Annotated in this window: 20 protein-coding genes and 1 pseudogene; 15 read left to right on the forward strand and 6 right to left on the reverse strand. The window is 40.1% G+C overall.

What is annotated here, in order from left to right; all coding sequences use genetic code 11:
- Positions 1-10 precede the first annotated feature (10 nt).
- The 6 genes from AC0VZ9_RS03000 to AC0VZ9_RS03025 all read left to right on the forward strand — a co-directional run bounded on the left by AC0VZ9_RS03000 (position 11) and on the right by AC0VZ9_RS03025 (position 3,716).
- Positions 11-448 carry a YfmQ family protein gene (locus AC0VZ9_RS03000; RefSeq protein WP_009335463.1) on the forward strand — a complete coding sequence of 146 codons (438 nt, stop codon included), beginning with the start codon at positions 11-13 and terminating at the stop codon, positions 446-448.
- 183 nt (positions 449-631) lie between these two features.
- Positions 632-1,090, forward strand: a complete 459-nt coding sequence (locus AC0VZ9_RS03005; RefSeq protein ID WP_251156692.1) for a LytTR family DNA-binding domain-containing protein — start codon at positions 632-634, stop codon at positions 1,088-1,090.
- On the forward strand, positions 1,087-1,500 hold the full coding sequence (locus tag AC0VZ9_RS03010; protein ID WP_019381084.1) for a DUF3021 domain-containing protein: 414 nt from the start codon (positions 1,087-1,089) through the stop codon (positions 1,498-1,500). The genes AC0VZ9_RS03005 and AC0VZ9_RS03010 overlap by 4 nt, the downstream gene beginning before the upstream one ends.
- A gap of 18 nt (positions 1,501-1,518) precedes the next feature.
- The gene (locus AC0VZ9_RS03015) at positions 1,519-2,430 is read left to right on the forward strand and encodes an ABC transporter ATP-binding protein (RefSeq protein ID WP_217026175.1); all 912 of its coding nucleotides are present in this window, start codon (positions 1,519-1,521) and stop codon (positions 2,428-2,430) included.
- Positions 2,427-3,167: an ABC transporter permease gene (locus AC0VZ9_RS03020; protein WP_251156693.1), complete on the forward strand. Its 741-nt coding sequence runs from the start codon at positions 2,427-2,429 to the stop codon at positions 3,165-3,167. Before AC0VZ9_RS03015 ends, AC0VZ9_RS03020 begins: the two co-directional genes overlap by 4 nt.
- A gap of 108 nt (positions 3,168-3,275) precedes the next feature.
- Positions 3,276-3,716, forward strand: a complete 441-nt coding sequence (locus AC0VZ9_RS03025) for a GNAT family N-acetyltransferase (RefSeq protein ID WP_251156694.1) — start codon at positions 3,276-3,278, stop codon at positions 3,714-3,716.
- Between the two features lie 330 nt (positions 3,717-4,046).
- Here AC0VZ9_RS03025 and pdxR read toward each other — a convergent pair whose 3' ends face one another.
- Entirely contained in the window at positions 4,047-5,480 is a 1,434-nt protein-coding gene (pdxR, locus tag AC0VZ9_RS03030) for a MocR-like pyridoxine biosynthesis transcription factor PdxR (RefSeq protein ID WP_251156695.1), read from the reverse strand.
- Positions 5,481-6,247: 767 nt separating this feature from the next.
- Here pdxR and spxA point away from each other — a divergent pair.
- The 3 genes from spxA (at position 6,248) to AC0VZ9_RS03045 (ending at position 7,549) form a co-directional block, all read left to right on the forward strand.
- A complete protein-coding gene (gene spxA, locus AC0VZ9_RS03035; protein WP_009335456.1) occupies positions 6,248-6,643 on the forward strand; it encodes a transcriptional regulator SpxA in 396 nt (131 codons plus the stop codon).
- A gap of 79 nt (positions 6,644-6,722) precedes the next feature.
- Positions 6,723-7,136 carry an RrF2 family transcriptional regulator gene (locus AC0VZ9_RS03040; RefSeq protein WP_009335455.1) on the forward strand — a complete coding sequence of 138 codons (414 nt, stop codon included), beginning with the start codon at positions 6,723-6,725 and terminating at the stop codon, positions 7,134-7,136.
- An 83-nt stretch (positions 7,137-7,219) separates the two neighbouring features.
- Positions 7,220-7,549, forward strand: coding sequence for an IDEAL domain-containing protein (locus AC0VZ9_RS03045; protein WP_251264706.1), 330 nt, complete (start codon positions 7,220-7,222; stop codon positions 7,547-7,549).
- Positions 7,550-7,608: 59 nt separating this feature from the next.
- Here the strand turns inward: AC0VZ9_RS03045 and AC0VZ9_RS03050 are convergent, their stop codons facing one another.
- Genes AC0VZ9_RS03050 through AC0VZ9_RS03060 form a run of 3 tightly spaced genes read right to left on the reverse strand, consistent with a single transcriptional unit; the run spans position 7,609 to position 9,549 of the window.
- Positions 7,609-8,682 (reverse strand): zinc metalloprotease, encoded by a 1,074-nt coding sequence (locus AC0VZ9_RS03050; RefSeq protein ID WP_475397006.1) that lies wholly within the window; start codon positions 8,680-8,682, stop codon positions 7,609-7,611.
- A gap of 13 nt (positions 8,683-8,695) precedes the next feature.
- The gene (locus tag AC0VZ9_RS03055) at positions 8,696-9,232 is read right to left on the reverse strand and encodes a DUF2812 domain-containing protein (protein WP_009335452.1); all 537 of its coding nucleotides are present in this window, start codon (positions 9,230-9,232) and stop codon (positions 8,696-8,698) included.
- Entirely contained in the window at positions 9,229-9,549 is a 321-nt protein-coding gene (locus AC0VZ9_RS03060; protein WP_009335451.1) for a PadR family transcriptional regulator, read from the reverse strand. The genes AC0VZ9_RS03055 and AC0VZ9_RS03060 overlap by 4 nt, the downstream gene beginning before the upstream one ends.
- Positions 9,550-9,730: 181 nt before the next feature.
- On the opposite strand from AC0VZ9_RS03060, the pseudogene AC0VZ9_RS03065 reads away from it, so the two are divergent.
- The 4 genes and pseudogenes from AC0VZ9_RS03065 to AC0VZ9_RS03080 all read left to right on the forward strand — a co-directional run.
- Positions 9,731-9,817 (forward strand): annotated as a pseudogene (locus AC0VZ9_RS03065) (ATP-binding protein); the annotation flags it as partial.
- Positions 9,818-9,887: 70 nt separating this feature from the next.
- Positions 9,888-10,307 carry a hypothetical protein gene (locus AC0VZ9_RS03070; RefSeq protein ID WP_475397007.1) on the forward strand — a complete coding sequence of 140 codons (420 nt, stop codon included), beginning with the start codon at positions 9,888-9,890 and terminating at the stop codon, positions 10,305-10,307.
- Between the two features lie 18 nt (positions 10,308-10,325).
- Positions 10,326-10,808 carry a hypothetical protein gene (locus tag AC0VZ9_RS03075; RefSeq protein WP_251264711.1) on the forward strand — a complete coding sequence of 161 codons (483 nt, stop codon included), beginning with the start codon at positions 10,326-10,328 and terminating at the stop codon, positions 10,806-10,808.
- Positions 10,809-11,139: 331 nt separating this feature from the next.
- A complete protein-coding gene (locus AC0VZ9_RS03080; RefSeq protein ID WP_475397008.1) occupies positions 11,140-11,736 on the forward strand; it encodes a hypothetical protein in 597 nt (198 codons plus the stop codon).
- A gap of 69 nt (positions 11,737-11,805) precedes the next feature.
- On the opposite strand, the gene AC0VZ9_RS03085 is transcribed toward AC0VZ9_RS03080, so the two are convergent.
- A complete protein-coding gene (locus AC0VZ9_RS03085; protein WP_009335446.1) occupies positions 11,806-12,243 on the reverse strand; it encodes a cell wall hydrolase in 438 nt (145 codons plus the stop codon).
- A gap of 595 nt (positions 12,244-12,838) precedes the next feature.
- On the opposite strand from AC0VZ9_RS03085, the gene AC0VZ9_RS03090 reads away from it, so the two are divergent.
- A complete protein-coding gene (locus tag AC0VZ9_RS03090; RefSeq protein ID WP_475397009.1) occupies positions 12,839-13,726 on the forward strand; it encodes a gluzincin family metallopeptidase in 888 nt (295 codons plus the stop codon).
- Positions 13,727-13,759: 33 nt separating this feature from the next.
- Here the strand turns inward: AC0VZ9_RS03090 and AC0VZ9_RS03095 are convergent, their stop codons facing one another.
- Positions 13,760-15,145 (reverse strand): sigma-54 interaction domain-containing protein, encoded by a 1,386-nt coding sequence (locus AC0VZ9_RS03095; protein WP_071159732.1) that lies wholly within the window; start codon positions 15,143-15,145, stop codon positions 13,760-13,762.
- Between the two features lie 181 nt (positions 15,146-15,326).
- Between AC0VZ9_RS03095 and AC0VZ9_RS03100 the strand changes: the two genes are divergently transcribed.
- A complete protein-coding gene (locus tag AC0VZ9_RS03100; RefSeq protein ID WP_009335442.1) occupies positions 15,327-16,346 on the forward strand; it encodes an NAD(P)/FAD-dependent oxidoreductase in 1,020 nt (339 codons plus the stop codon).
- Positions 16,347-16,351: the final 5 nt, after the last annotated feature.

The following is a 16,351-nucleotide window of genomic DNA, read 5'->3' on the forward strand; positions in this document are numbered from 1 at the left end:
GTGAAAAAAGATGACATGGGCAGTAGTGGTTCCTATTATTCTCGTTAGTCTGCTGAAAATCGTGCTGACCTGTATGCCGACCGGCACGGTTAATTGGCTGATCCGTAAATTTGAAACTCATTCCAAGCTTGATGAAAAAGAGGTTACAGTCACAATTGGTGATAATAGGCTGAAAGATGAGGAGAAATTTCAGTTTATCAATCAGTTCAATGAAGGAATATTTATTAAGAAACACTATATCCACCCGGGCAACGAACAGCTTTTTTTACGGCCGGAGATCAGTGGAACACCTATAGTTATTGAGTTTCTGGAAAGAGATGACAAGCTGTTCGTATATAGCTATAAGGACCGAATTGATGTGGTCAAACAGTGCAGAAAAAAGGTCATCGCATACAGCTTGATTTCTGATAGCCTGCAAAGCAGTTCACTGGCAATCAAGGCCAGTTAAACTAAGAGCATCAAATAGACGCCTAGATCCTTCGTGATTTAGGCTTTTTTATGTCTGCAGGAGGGAGGGGAATTACTGCAGCTTACCCTGCTGATCATGCGTGTTGCCTTAATTCTGGTGACAATTGGAAATTAGCCATCTATACTGAATCTATAAAGCTGATGGAAAGGAGGGGCGCCCTTCATGAAAATCCTGCTTAACATCGACCCGCGCAACGAGGAAACCTCCGTGACAATTCATTGCAAAGAAATCACCCCGGATATCCAGGAAATCCTAGAGTACCTTAGGAAGAATGAAACCGGCCTGATTGTCGGAAAGGATGGAGAGAACCAGCACTTAATAAAGCCTGATGAAGTTCAATTTTTCCGTTCAGAAGGCGACACAGTGACAGCCGCCACCCCTGAAGGAATTTTTAAAGTAAAGCAAAAACTTTATGAACTTGAACAATCCCTCCCTCCCCACCGGTTTATCAGGATATCCAAATCAGTCATAGCGAACCTTTACGCCATGAGCCATTTTGAGCCATCCTTTAACGGGACACTCTGTGTGCACTTTAAATCGGGGGAGAAGGAGTATGCTTCACGCCATTATGTCGGACGGATAAAGGAAATTTTGAGAATGAACAGGAGGGAGACGAAGTGAGGACATTTTTGTACAGAAGCATGATCGGCATATTCTTTGGGGGATTCATTTCTACAGCGGCAACTATAGCCTTAACTTATTTCGGCGGTCAACCCACGTTAGATGGGCAAACATTTATCATAAATGCATTGGGCTTTATTATCAGCGGCTGGCTGTTTACGGTTACTCCGCTTTATTTTGAAATCCGCTCACTTCGCCTGCCCATGCAGACTGCCCTGCACTATCTTACCGTCACGATTGTTTATTTCACATTAGGGCTTTGGATTGGCTGGATTCCGATCGGAGTAAAGAACTTTTTCATCTACCTTGCAATCTCACTATTGGTTTACGCGATTGCCTGGATCGGCTTTTATCTTTACTTTAAAAACGAATCGAAGAAGATGAATGAGGATCTGGAATGTATCGAATAGAAGTGAAGGAGGATTCGGATGGAAAGTGTCATTTCTGTAAAAAATTTATCTAAAAATTATGGTGCCACCCGGGCAGTAAACAATCTTTCCTTTACTGTTTATAAAGGGGAAATCTTCGGAATTATAGGGCCGAACGGAGCAGGAAAAACAACAACACTTGAAATACTTGAGGGGATCTCTGTTCCGAGCGGAGGGGAGGTTGAAGTGCTTGGCCTTGTTCCAAGCAAGCAGCTGCGTGAATTAAACAAAAAAATCGGCGTGCAGTTTCAAGCCACATCCATTCAGAAGAAAATGAAAGTAAAAGAAGCGCTGGACCTCTTTTCTTCCTTTTACGAAGGCCCGGCGCAAAAAGATTATTTAATAGACTTGCTGGGCTTAAAAGAAAAATTGAACGTAACGTTTGATGACCTATCCGGGGGCTGGAAACAGCGGGTAACGCTCGCCTTAGCCACCCTGCATGAACCTGAAATTCTTTTCCTCGATGAACCGAGTATGGGGCTGGACCCTTCTGCAAGGCGGGAAATGTGGTCATTAATACGGCTGTTAAGGGACCGGGGCAGCACCATTGTCGTGACCACGCACTATATGGAAGAAGCTGAGCAGCTTTGTGATCGGGTGGCAATGATCTATAGCGGCCAATTGAAAGCACTGAATACACCGCATGAATTGTTGAATGAAGGGGCTGCTGACTGTCTGGCCTTTACGAGTGCCGGCCTTAGCCGTGAATATTTACTCTCCCTTCCTGGTGTTGAACGAGTGGAAAATAACCTGGACGAATTCAAAGTGTACTGCGATGATCAGCAGACAACAGCTTTTCACATTTTCACTCATTGCCAGGAAAAGGGGATACGTCTGGCAGACTTTAAGTTTGAGAAGGGCTCACTCGATGATTTATTTGTCCAGTACTTAGAAAAGGAGAAAATCGGATGAATGCTATTGTAAAGCTCGCCAGCCTTGAAACGAAAATGTTTTTTAGGGACCGGTTAAGCATGTTCTGGACGTTCCTGTTTCCAGTTGTCATGATTTGGCTGTTCGGTTCCATGTTTGTAGGAGACAACATGAGCCAAAAGGCTTTTGCAGAATACTTTGTTCCTTCATGGATTGGCGTCAACATAGTAACCACTTCCTTTTTTACACTGGGAACCGTTTTAACCAATTACCGGGAAACGGGTGTTTTAAGGAGGTATCAGTCAACTCCGCTTCAGCCATGGAAAATCCTCGCCGCCCATACCTTTCAAGGGACCGTCATCTTTGCCATATCTGCCTTGCTGCTTATGATCTTTGGGATGCTTCTGTATGACCTGACTCTGCCGGCTTATATTGGCAGTACGCTGCTTTCTCTGCTGATCAGCATCCTGGCCTTTTTCCCGTTTGCTTTATTCCTGACATCCTTAGCTAAAAATGCACAGTCTGCAGCAGCCATCAGTTCCTTATTCCTAAACCTGATGCTGTTCCTCTCAGGTGCGACCTTTCCTCTTGAGATGATGCCATCAGTCCTTCAATACGCAGCTAAAATCCTTCCGCTTTATTATGTGATTCAATTGCTGAGGGGTACCTGGACGGAAGCGCCGATTACGGAATATGGATTTGAAGCTGCTGTTCTGATTGGGATTGCGATTGTGTCTGTTGTACTTGCTGTGCGATTCTTTCGATGGAGAGGAAAGTAAGCCCTAAGAGATTGGGGCTTTTTCATTGCATAAAGACATATTGAGTTTACAAATATTTGTTAATATTTATATAATTACTTAATTCATGTTATAAAGGTGGTTATGAATATGGAAATCTATGAAGCTTCAATGGAGGATCTGGAAGGAGTTTCTGCATTATTTAATTTATATCGCGTATTTTACAAACAAGCACCCGATTTGGAAGCAGCAGCCGATTACGTAAAAGAACGATTAGAGAAGAAGGATTCTGTCATATATGTGGTGAAGAAGGAAGGAAAGTATCTTGGATTTACTCAGCTTTATCCAACTTTTTCATCTATATCTATGAAAAGAGCCTGGATCCTGAATGATTTGTATGTGGATGCAGAGGCAAGGAAAGAGGGAATAGGGGAAAAGCTCATAGACAAAGCGAAAGAGCTCGCTGCTGAAACAGGTGCGGTAAGTATCAGCCTCAGTACGGCTCCTGATAATTTTTCTGCACAAAGACTCTATGAAAAAATCGGGTTTAAGCGGGATGAGCAATTTTACCATTATGAATTGAGTATTTAATGGATTCTTTAAAAAGGAATGGATTTTCCATACCCTTGGATCCATTTAAATATCAAATGAATAATATTTATGGTTTTTTATAAATTTTTCTGTTTGTATTATCTGGATTTAAGTAATTTGCAATAGGTTCTGAAGGCTCTCTCTTTGCAGGGGGCCCAATACCACAGACTCTTTGAGTTCTTTAGATCTGTGACATCGTAATGTATAACCCTGTGGATATGTGAATTAGATAAGCAGATATGCTGATTTTTCAATGATGGAAGATTCAATTTGTTGTAGAATTTTGCATTACCTTAATGAAAAAACGCCTGAAAACCAGGCGTATTTTCATTATTCTAGAGTTTTCAGAGCCTCAGCAAACCGCTTAATACCTTCATGGATTCTTTCTTCATTTTCCCTGCCAAACGTAAAACGCACGAATCCCTTCTCAGAGCCCATGGTGGTTCCGGGAACGTAGATGACACCCCGTTTAATTGATTCTTCAAGCAGCTGATTTTCATTATGCTCTTTTTTGATTCTGCACCAAAGATGGATTCCGCCTTGCGGAGTGCTGAATTCCACTTGGTCTTTCAGGAAATGATTCAGGCTTGAAACAATGGAGTTTCTCCGCTGTTCCAAATGTCTGGTTAGAAATTTTAAATGTGACTCAAAGCCTGCGGACTCAATAAAATCATTCGCAATCCATTGCGAATAGCTTCCATGACCGAAATCCACCTGCTGCTTAGCATCTGATAACCGCTCAATTACTGATCTCGGACCGATGATCCAGCCGATTCTGAGGCCGGAAGCGACAATTTTGGTCAGGGAGCTTATATATAAAACAATGCCGTTACGGTCGAGGGATTTGAGTGTCTTCATTTTTCCGCCGGTAAAGGGTGTTAGGCTGTAAGGATCATCTTCCACCAGCGGAATTCCGTATTCAGAGGACAATTCAAGGATTTTTCTGCGCCTGTCTTCAGGAAGCAATGTGCCTGTTGGGTTCTGAAAAATGGGATTTAAAAAGATCATCTTAATTCGATGCTTTTTATATAAAGCTATAATATCATCAGGATTTATTCCATCCTTGCCTGTTTTTAAATAATAAGTTTTGACTCCGGCTGATTTAAAGATTGGCAGGCTGTAGTGGTAAGAGGGATCCTCGATGGCAACAGAGTCCCCGGGCTTTAAGAGGCATTGGACGACAAGGTGCAGGGCCTGTTGGGCACCGGAAGTAATAAGTATGGAAGAAGGGCTGGTCTCGATGTCCCGGAACTTTTTTACATGGTCAGTCAGTGTTTTTCTCAGGATTTCATTTCCTTGAGGGTGATCGTACCCCAGTGTCCCGATAAAAGAGCGATTGGAAGTAATCTCTCTTAGCGAAGCCAAAGGAAAGAGGTCCTGAGAGAGTTCCCCGCTGGCCAGGTTGATCAGTTTTGTCTCTGCCAGTTCTTTATGAATCCTTTGTGTGACTGGCAAATTGGGCAAAAAGGAGCCTGCTTCTATATACCGGTTCCAGCTTGGAATGCGCCTTTTGGCCATTCCCCAAATATCTTTGCTGACCATCGTACCGCTTCCCCGATTTCGTTCAACAATCCCGTTTGACTCCAGTTCATCATATGCAGCAACAACCGTGCTTCTATTGATATTAAACTGTTTTGCTAACCCTCTTTCTGAAGGCAGCGGTTTGTCGGGAGGGAATGTGCCATCTGCTATTCCGTTTTCTATATACATCGCCAGCTGCTTATAAATAGGTGTTTTTGATTTTCTATCAGGTTTCCAATCCAATTGAAACATCCTTTTTGAAGTGAAACTTTAAAATTATTATAACAGCCTTTTTCTAAAATAATGGATGGAGAGGGTTTAAAAGCGTAAAAAAAAGCAGATATATGGCTATTAAGGTTTGTTCTTTTCCATTAACTTCTGAAAGCCGTAATTAACATTTGCAAGTGCGAAGGAAATCAGGAACAGAGTAATGGGTTTGAATTTTTTAAGCTTGTAATGGCCAATCTTTTGGAATAGTGCATTTAGCGGGAAAGCAAAAATGATGTCCATCACGAAATTAAAGAAAAAATATAGCAGGTATTTACCATAAGTAAAATGAAATACCCATAAATTTATTGCGAAAAAGGGACCGAAAATAAAAGCTAATGCGTCCAATACAATAAATTTTGTACCGCCTTTTACTTTCCACCATTTAAAAAGAAGGTTTAAAAGGGTTTGCACTAACAAAATGCATGAGCAAAATAAGGTAACCGGCAGAAATCTTTTAAAGGACGACTTTGGGAGGAAAATGACTGTTATGGTCCATAAAAGGATTGCGTTAACAACTCTAAAGAAATTTACGTTCAAGAGTAACCCTCCTTTTTTATTATGGTGTTGAATTGTATGGCGATTATTCGAGTAGTAAAAGAAAATATTGACTTTTTTAACTGTAATGATTATCATTACAGTATACCCGATTGGGGAAAGAAGGATTTACTTTTGAATGTTAACTGTAAGAAATTATATTACATTTATAAAAAATATCTAAACAATAGAGGGAGTGTTTTTAAATGGTGAATTTATTCTTATCATCAAGCTGCGGTTCCTGCCGGAAAGCCCGTGCATGGCTTGAGGAGCATCAAATAGATTATGTTGAACGGAACATTGTAACAGATCCGCTTACAGTGGATGAAATTAAATCGATTCTGCGCCTTACAGAAAATGGGACTGAGGAGATTATTTCAACTAAATCAAAAGCTTACCAGGAGTTAAACGTGAATATTGATTCCATGCCGCTAAAAGAGTTATATCAATTGATTATCGATAATCCTCAAATGCTGCGCAGACCGATTATTCTCGATGAAAAAAGACTCCAGGTCGGCTTTAACGAGGACGAAATTCGCAGCTTCCTTCCACGGAAGTTTCGTACGTTTTCATACAATGAACTGCAAAGATTGGCTAACTAACCAGTCTGTAAATTGTTGACAAGTCGATCTGTAACACTTAGTATTACAGTACAGTATGAGAAAATATAGGAGGCCGGCCATGAATAGCGATTTTACTCTTGCCATTCACAGTCTAACTTATCTCGCCCTGCAGCTGGATCGCATGTCAACGAGCGATGCGATTTCTGAAAGTGCAGGTGTCCATCCGGTCCGCATCCGAAAAGTCCTGAGTTTATTAAAAAAACATGGATTTATTAAATCAAAAGAGGGAACGGGCGGCGGATTTATTTTTGCCCGGGATTTAAGCGAAGTGAATCTTTGGGATATTTATAAGATTACTTCTGAAGGCGCACTGCAGCCGAAGTGTCCGGATTCAAATGAAGCCTGTGTAGTGGGGGCTAATATGCAAAGAGTTCTGATCAACATCTTTTTAGGTGCAGAGGAACATTTAGGTGAATATTTAAAGCACTATACATTAAAGAATATTGTTGATTTGATCTATAAAGAAAATTAATTGGGAGCTAATAAGCTTTCCATTCGTTAAAATGTAATGAAAATTATTACAGTTTGAAAATCTCATTTAAGAAGGTGAAAAAAATGATGTCCAACAATAAGGCCATTTTAAAAGCGGGAGATTGGATTAAGGGGAAATCCCGTGAAGGGGAACTAATCGTTGGCTATATCGAAACCCTTGAAGAAGGAATTATTAAGACAAAAGTTATTTCAAGTGATAATAAAACTATTGAAGGCAAAATCATCCCCCTGCTTAGCAAACAGGTTAAGAAAATGCCGGCGGCAAAGGTAGCCAATAAAGAACAGATCCATTTCCTGATCGACCTTGCCCTTTCCACTGGAGATGAAGAATGGTTTTTTGAATTGACCTCGAAGCTGAATTCGATGAGAGAGCTTGTGAAGGATATTAAATAAAAACCAGGGAAGTGCCTGTGTCCGTCTGCTTATAAGCAGGCAGATGCAGGCACTTTGTTTTATATTGCTTTACAGTCTTGTGCATTCTGGCTGTCCATACGATTCCTTATTATTTCTGTCAGCTTTAGTTCTGCATGAAAATAACCGTATTGGGTGCTTCCTTTTCTGCAGGTCCTCTCCACTTCATCAAGAAGGGAATATGCTTTTTCGGCATCTCTATTTAAATAAGCCAGAATGGCTTCGCTTCTTTTGTAGCTGACCTTATCTATTGTATACATATTGCTATGCAAGGTTTTAATTAAAGTCAGATCAGGTTCTAAGGATAGGAATGAGTCGATTTGCCGGATATGTGAAGCAAACTGCAGACGGAATTTCGTTTTGTTGGTTATAGGAAGTTTTTTGAAGGCAGCAATTGATTCCGAGGCTTGCTCATAATTGCTATTCATGAGGTGATAGTAGAATAGCAGGAATGCGGTAGTCATGGCCTCTGGGGAAGCTTCTGTTTTATAAGCTTCCTGGATTAACTGTTCATCCCACTCGCTTGGGGTGCGCGGTGACATCATTTCTTTTAATAGGATAAGCCCGGCGAGATATGTCTGTGCTTCTTTGCCGCCTTTGTGCAGAAGCAGAAAAACACTGCCATCTGAGTTAAAGGTTCCTTTAAAGGGAATAGCCGTTGCAAAGAAAATGGCTAAGTTCAGCACTGTAAGCATCATAGCCATTTCGGCCTTTGTCATAGCCCAAATGGATAAACTGATTACAAATGCAATTAAAGTAAATACAGGACCGCCTGCCACAAGCCATTTGTGCTTCTTAACCATCTTCGTTAAGTTTATTTCGTCCGGCATGCAGCTGGCCAGTCCGCCAAAGGCAAGCCAGCTTTGGTTTGGCACTATTTTTAAAGCAGGGCTCTTTTCGATTGTGATAGGCCCGACTGTCAAAAATAAAAACGTGTAGCCGGCAAGCTTCCCGCCGATGACATGGCCGAGTTCATGGATAAAGAGAACGATGAAAGCACATGCGGCCACAAGCCCAATAGAGAAGGCTTTATCTGCATGGGAAGTAAAAGAGAAGCCGATTAGGAGAGCAATGCCTAATAAGCATATATAGAAGGGGGTAAAAATTTTACTCATTGAGATATCTCCTTTAATTTTTGCTGGATTTATTTACTTTTAACAGCTGTATGAAAAGCGCCATGGATGTCATAAGCATCGGGATAAATAAAACAATAGAGATGAAGAATCCTATTTTGCCTGCCTGATTAAGGAATCCCTCTGCTAATTTCATGAATGCTAGAGCAATAATTGTGAACAGGAGGGCAGCAATGGTTACTATGTATACTGGCTTAGCCGTTCGTTTTACCTGATCTGTTTTGGACGCAGCATCACTATAAATAGGCGGTGTGCCGGGAACCGCTTTAAACAGGTGAATTCCTGTATGTGAGTAAACATGTGTCCAGCCGGCAGCTGCAAATAAATCGCAGTATTCTTCTTCGTCTTCTGGTGTCAATTCATGATAGTCGATACTGAATATCACATCTTCTGGGCCGGACTTTGTAAATGTATACAGGCCGCCTTTAAAGGATTCGACCATCCACCCCTCTGCAGCTTTTTCCCGCAGCATCTGTAAATCCTTTTGTTCAAAAAAAGCGAGTCCATTCGAGATTTTATATGTTTTCTTCATTGTACTCTCCCTTTATTCAATCCATCTTCCGCAAATTGCACCATCGTTTTTCTCCTTTCAATATCAGCTTGAAGAATTTCACGGCCTCTTTCTGTCAGTACATAAACCTTCCTCCTCGAGTTTGCATCGTCGAATAGCTCAACATACTCCTGTTTGATCAGCTTTTTGATAATGGTATATAGGGACGCCGGCCCAATATTCACCTCGCCGTTTGTTATTTCTTCAACCAGGCTCATCACTGCATAGCCATGCCGGGGCTCTGTAAAGGCCGCCATTATATAAAAGACGGAATCTGTTAATTGTTCTAAAGATTTCATGCCAGCACCAACTTTGTATCATTTTTCGATATATCTAAAAGTAATATATCAGAAAGTGATATAATAATCTATAAAAATTTCCAATTTATTTGAAGGAAGTTGGATATTGGTTTCGAATATGTACAGGAAGGTATTAATATAAATTCATGTTAACAGCAGATTTTGAAACGGAGCTGCAGGTGTGAAAAGGTTAGCGATTATGACTGTCGGCAAAACGCATAGCGGGAAAACGACATTTGCGAAGGCTTTAGAAAAAGAATTGTCCAACGTGCCAGAGGTTATCCGTATTATAGCTGATATTTCGATGCGATTGGACTGAAGACTATTAAAGAAGGGGAGTGTTTTTCTTAAAGGTAAATATAGAAAGTATGCTGTATGCTCTGATGATCGCAATTCCCATTCAGCTTATGCTGAATGTCTGCAGAATCAGCAGACTGACAGAATGGACTATTGATACCGTTAATATTGTATCGTCTGTTATTATCATCAGCGGATTTATCCTTTGCTCTGTTTTCCTTATTAATTTAACAAAACGCTGGCTGTCTGAAACAAAGGCCTGGTATTGTAATGTCATACTCTGGCTGCCTTATGTTGTGCTGTTTTTATATATGACAACAAGTCTTTTTCCAATTACTTACCAGGGGGATGTTCCGAACACTGCTTCTGGCCTTATGGCAATTGGAGCTTTAGCTGTTTTTCCGTTTTACATTTTGTTGATCAGTCTGGTTAAGAAGAATGAGCAGGGATGGTATGTATGAAAAAGGAGCGGCAATAAGTTGGGCATCAGTCAAATGTTTGCAAGAAAAGTAATAGCTGCATCGATTTCAGGGTCACTGTTCGCGGTTGTGTTAGGTCTGATTGCAACGGATCCGTTTGTTGGAGAAGCTGGTTCGGCTGGTGAATACTTTCGGGGAGCTATTATATCCATTCCCTTCTATCTTTTATACAGCTTCCCGGTCATTTTGATTTATGGCACATTAACTTCTGCCGTTAGTGACTTATTAGCCTTTTTTATTTCGAACCATACAAACAGGAAACTGGAATTATATATTTCATTAATCCTGCACTTGCTTTTTGGGTCAATTCTGTATGGTTTAAGTTTAGGAGCGGCTGTGTTATTTTTTATAACGGATTATATTTTGCGCCGCAAACAATTCGGAAGCTGGAGAAATGCTTTGAAATCTTTAGGATTGCCTGTTTTGGTTTGGATTGTCTTTATGGGTGGCGTGTATGTTATGGATGCTTCCTTACTGAAATAGTAAGAAGAATGGATTGTTTTGATAAGTAGTTCTTCGAGAAAAAGGCGGCTATTTTTATTCGATCTGGGGTTACGTTCCATTTTTATTAATACCATTCAGTAAAGAGGCGGAAAAATGAACCTAATCCTTTTTGCTATTATCCACATTGTAATTGGGTGTGTGTTCATTTATACATACGGTAAATTGCCAAAAGCGATGTCCACATTTGCATTCGTTTTTCTTACTATGAGTTTTCTTTATTAGGGAGCAGTGTTAATCAATTTTGCTAGTTAGTCAGCTGCCAGAAGGGCGGCTTTTTATTTTTGGAACGATGGATGCAAAGGGGGATTTGATGAAGAAGACAAATGCGAAAAAGTATTTTAAGAGAATGTTAATTATATTATTGGTGTCAGCTTTTGTTTATAGCATTTATATAAATCTCGGATACAGGCACTTTATAAAACAAAGCCAGGAAAGGAATTATGCACATTTGAGGTCCATAGCTGCAGTAGGCGATAATTCGGCTCACTGGCTTGAGGAATTTGTTCAGATACCTATTGAGAAAGAGGATGAATGGAAAGACGAGTTATATAATTCATGGAGAGTTGTGAACGGAGAGAGCAGAAGTATCAATTCCTATTTGTCTGCCATGTCTGTTTTTGATATGGGAGAGGATGCACCTGATTGGAACTTGCTTCAATATAGCTTATTTCGTGTTGATGGGTTTATAAATGGCATGACGGATAAGTTTCTTGAAAATCAATCATATCGTATGAGTAAGGAAGAAACAGAAAGAATAGAAGCGGTTATTACAGTTTATAGCAGTGTTAGCGAAGAACTGGAAAAGGAATCTGTCAATGTAGAAAGACTCCTGGAATCTATAAAGGAACCGATGCTGGTAATAGATGATTATTATGCGGATGCCCTTGAGAAAGTGGATAGTAACTAAGAGCTTTCTTTTGGGATTTACATACACTAAAGGAAGGCAAATTATCCCCCACTAAACGTGGGGGTATGGTCACCTATAAACACTTTCACATGTATTAGCTTGGGGTTCATAATAGCAATGCTGTTTGAATTGTCCTGAAAAAGGCTGATCGTACCATGTTGGCGGACATGGAGCATATGGATTGAAATACCAGAGAGCAAACTTGGAAGGATGCTGCCTCCAATAGTCTAAGGTTTGTTTAGCCAATCGTTTCTCTACACCTCTGGCCCTGTTGTAAAAAACATTTCCTTTCTGTACAGCTTCAAAAGAGTAATTTCCTCCCTGCACTTGAAATATGACTTGAGGTATTGTCCGGAGACCTACAAAATCGAGGCAATCAGCCGCTCTTCGATTGACTATAACATTTCCGACCATAAGCATCCCCAGTTTTCCTTCACCTTCGGCTTCTGCCCTCATCATCCTTGCCATTAAAGCCACGTCACTGTCGGTATATTGTACTCTTGGCACTTTTTATCACCTCTAAAAGAATTGTATTAAGAAATCCTGTAAACATGCTAACGGGTTCAAAGGAAGAAATATTAATTGGGGGTGCAAACCGCATTGCGTGTTCAGCACCCCTTATTACAGATATATAAACAGTTAGTGTGGCTTAACTGCTTCGAGCTCTATTTAAATAAGCTACCTAATTTATATGCTGCCTCCGTTTGAAATATGCAAAAAAGGGGAGTTTAATGAAACCTTTTCTATGGAAATTCGTACCATTACTTATGAGGGGTGGGTATCTTGAAAACTCAAAATGATAAAAGTGCAGTAAGCCTGAAGAAATTTTTATATGGTATAGGCCTATTTATTTTCGGGGGATTGGCTTTAACAAATGTGACGGCGCCGCTGCCTTTAAAGGAATCAACCAAAGAATTTCTTTTGTTTATTTTTGGGTGTGTACTAATCTATTATTTTTTAGTAAGTGTCTACTTCATAGGCGGATTATGGAGGAAAGTTTTTTATGCGATTTTAATTTTGCTATGCGGGTTTAGTATATTAATGGTTTTTTATTTGATAACACATTCAATACCTCACTAATATTTAGAAAGGTGGAGATAAATTGAGCAGATCAATAAAAATCAGCTGTTTTGTATTTTTGCTGTTTTTGATGACTGGCTGCAGCCACTCTGATTCAGATCCGGTTACTTCGGAAAAAGCAGATTCAACTGAAGAGAGTAATCTAAAAAACTTTAAAACAGACGATGGAAAAATAGAAATTGTTACTTTTAATAAAGGAAATTTTTCCGAAGATGCATTAAAAGCAATCAAGGAAGAAACCCTCGATTACTACAATCATCTGCAAAAGAAAAATATTTCAATTCCCTCCCCATCTAAAATATATTTACATCTATATAAAGAGGAAAAGGTAAGTTATTCAAGCGGGAATACTATACACCTTTATTGGGTGAAAGATGGAGATTATCCTCTCGTTCACGAACTTACTCATGTATTATTTGGCCATAATCATGACCATGTTACACAAGAAGGTCTGGCGATTTTTATGCAGGATTCCTATTCGGACGAAAAAGTATTTCCTAATTATAAGGGAGATATCCATGGCATCATGAACTATTTAATGATGCAAGAAGTTATGCTGCCTCTGGAAACACTGCTGCAGAAGGATCAAATTTTTTCATATTTAAACCCAAATAAAGACTCTCATTCTTTAAGGTGGCTGGCTTATATTGAATCTGCTTCATTTTCGAGCTTCCTTATTCATGAATATGGTATTGAAAGTTTCCTTAAAATCTATGATAAGCCGAATTTAACCAACGAAATACATACTGTATACGGGAAAAAATTGGAACAGCTCGAGGATGAGTGGAAAGAGTTTGTTCAAGAGAAACCCGTACTAAATGAAGAATTAATTCACCGCAATGACTCTCAGCTTCCTGAGATTATTAATCACTTAGAACTGAATAAAAGTGAGTTATTAAAACCTTTATAATTTGAGAAGGGGACAGGAATACTGCCCCAATTTTCAATAGGGATGAGGAACCTGTCCCTCTGCTCCGCAATACTCTTTAATCAGCCTGGCTGCTTTCGTTTGGCTGATGCCAAGGTCGTTTGCCACTTTTCTGGAGGATTTATGGGTCTGATACGATCTTCTTACCAGAATCCTTTTGGTTTCATCCAGAGCTTTGTCCAGGCTAGTGGAATGAGATGGGTATACTGCTTGATGAGTATTTTCCTTGATCATGTCAGGGAGATCAGAGACCTGAATAATGGAATTGCTGATAATGACTAATCTTTCAATCAGGTTTTCGAGCTGGCGCACATTTCCCGGCCAGGAATAGTGAGTAAGAACATTAAGGCACTCTTCAGAAATGACTTTATTCTCTTTATATTTTTGGTTAAATTTATTCAGGAAATTATAGGTGAGCGGAATGATATCTTCCCTTCTTTCCCGCAATGGCGGCAGATGAATATCAATTACATTTAAACGATAAAATAAGTCTTCTCTAAATGATTTGTTTTCAATCATAGTGGTCAGATTCTGATTAGTTGCCGCTATGATGCGGACATCCACTTTCTTTATTTCGCTGCTTCCGACAGGGATGAACTGTTTCTCCTGTATGAGCTGAAGCAGTTTTGCCTGTACGGAAAGGGGCATTTCTCCGATTTCGTCCAGGAAGAGGGTGCCGCCGTCCGCTGCTTCAATTAATCCTTGTTTTCCTAATTTATTTGCTCCGGTGAAGGCGCCTTTTGAATAGCCAAATAGTTCGGATTCCAATAGTTCTTCCGGAATGGCAGCGCAATTGATGGCAAGAAATGGCCCTTTATTCCGGTTGCTGACTTTGTGAATATATTGAGAAAAGGCACCCTTTCCGGTTCCGGATTCTCCCAGAATAAGAATATTTGAATCTGTTGGAGCTACTTTTTTACAAAACTCCAATATTTCTTTAATCTCTCCGCTGTTGGTTACAATTGTTATTTCCTTTTCTTCATGCTGAGTCGATTTTGACTCGATTTTATCCTCCCTTGCATTCACCATATTAATTTTTTGTATTTCCGTAGAGGTGATGACAACCAGTTCAATTTCGTTTTTGTTATTTAAGATCGGGATGGCCGTAGTCATGAGCTCTGCCCCGATATATGTCTGCTGTCTTAAGTAGCACGGCTCTTTCCGCCGATATACCTCAGGAACAATAGAAGGCTTCCAGTAGCCCTTTTCAAAAAGTTCCACATTGTACTTTCCAATTACATCCCTTGGCTTAAGTCCATAGTGCCTCTCACATACTTTATTCACATATAGAATCCGCATTTCACCATCTAAAACGAAGATTTCATCAGAAGAATAATCAAGAATTTTTAACAGGGTTTCCAATGTCATTTCTACATTGCCTGTATTTGTTGGCATTTTCATTCGGTGAAGCCCTCCTGAGTCATTTTTGATTCAAGAATATCAGATATTGAGTATATTTTAACTCAATATCTGATATTTTTCAGTAAATTTTCAATTGTTTGTTTAATTATTAAGGGTTTGCACTATTGGCACAGTACTTGCATTAAAAAGGTGTATAGAACGATATAAAGGAGGTTCAGGAATGGGCAATTATCCAGATGCTTTCGATATCACCATTATAGGCGGAGGCCCAGTTGGTCTTTTTACAGCTTTTTACACTGGTATGCGCCAGGCTTCGGTGAAAATTATTGAGAGTCTTCCGCAGCTGGGCGGACAATTATCAGCACTATATCCGGAAAAATATATTTATGACATAGCTGGTTTTCCTAAGATAAGAGCTCAGGAACTGATAGATAATTTGATAAAGCAAATGAATCAATTTAATCCATCTGTCTGCTTAGGGGAATCAGTGGAAGGCATCGTCCGCCTGTCTGATCAATCATTTGCGATTCACACGAATAAAGGGACCCATTATACGAAGGCAGTGATTATTACGGCAGGGAACGGTGCTTTCCAGCCAAGGAAATTAAATATCGGCAGCGAGGACAAATTTGAAAATAAAAATCTTCATTATTTTGTCCAAGACTTAAATCAGTTTGCCGGCAAAAAGGTTGTGATCTTTGGTGGAGGGGATTCAGCGGTTGACTGGGCTTTGATGCTTGAGCCGATTGCCGGCAAGGTAACGCTCATTCATAGGAGAGATAAGTTCCGGGCGCATGAGCATAGTGTGGAACGATTGAGACATTCCAGTGTGGAAATGCTGACACCTTATATTCCAGTGGAGCTGGCAGGTGCAGAAGAAATTGAAAACGTAATGGTAGAAAACACGGCTAGCGGGGAGACAATGCTCATCCCGGCAGATGATGTACTAGTGAATTTTGGATTTGTATCTTCATTAGGCCCCATTAAAGAGTGGGGGTTGGAAATAGAGAAAAATGCGATCCTGGTAAACTCCAAAATGGAAACGAATATTCCAGGAATCTATGCGGCAGGTGACATCTGTACCTATGAAGGCAAAGTAAAGCTTATAGCCAGCGGATTTGGGGAAGCGCCGACAGCTGTCAGCAATGCAAAGGTTTATATTGATCCAGGTTCAAAGGTCCAGCCGCTCCATAGTACAAGCATTATGGCAGATAAGGAAAAAACCGGTTCAGCAATCTAAAGGAA

The sequence above is a fragment of the Cytobacillus sp. QJM3NY_8 genome (assembly GCF_056173585.1).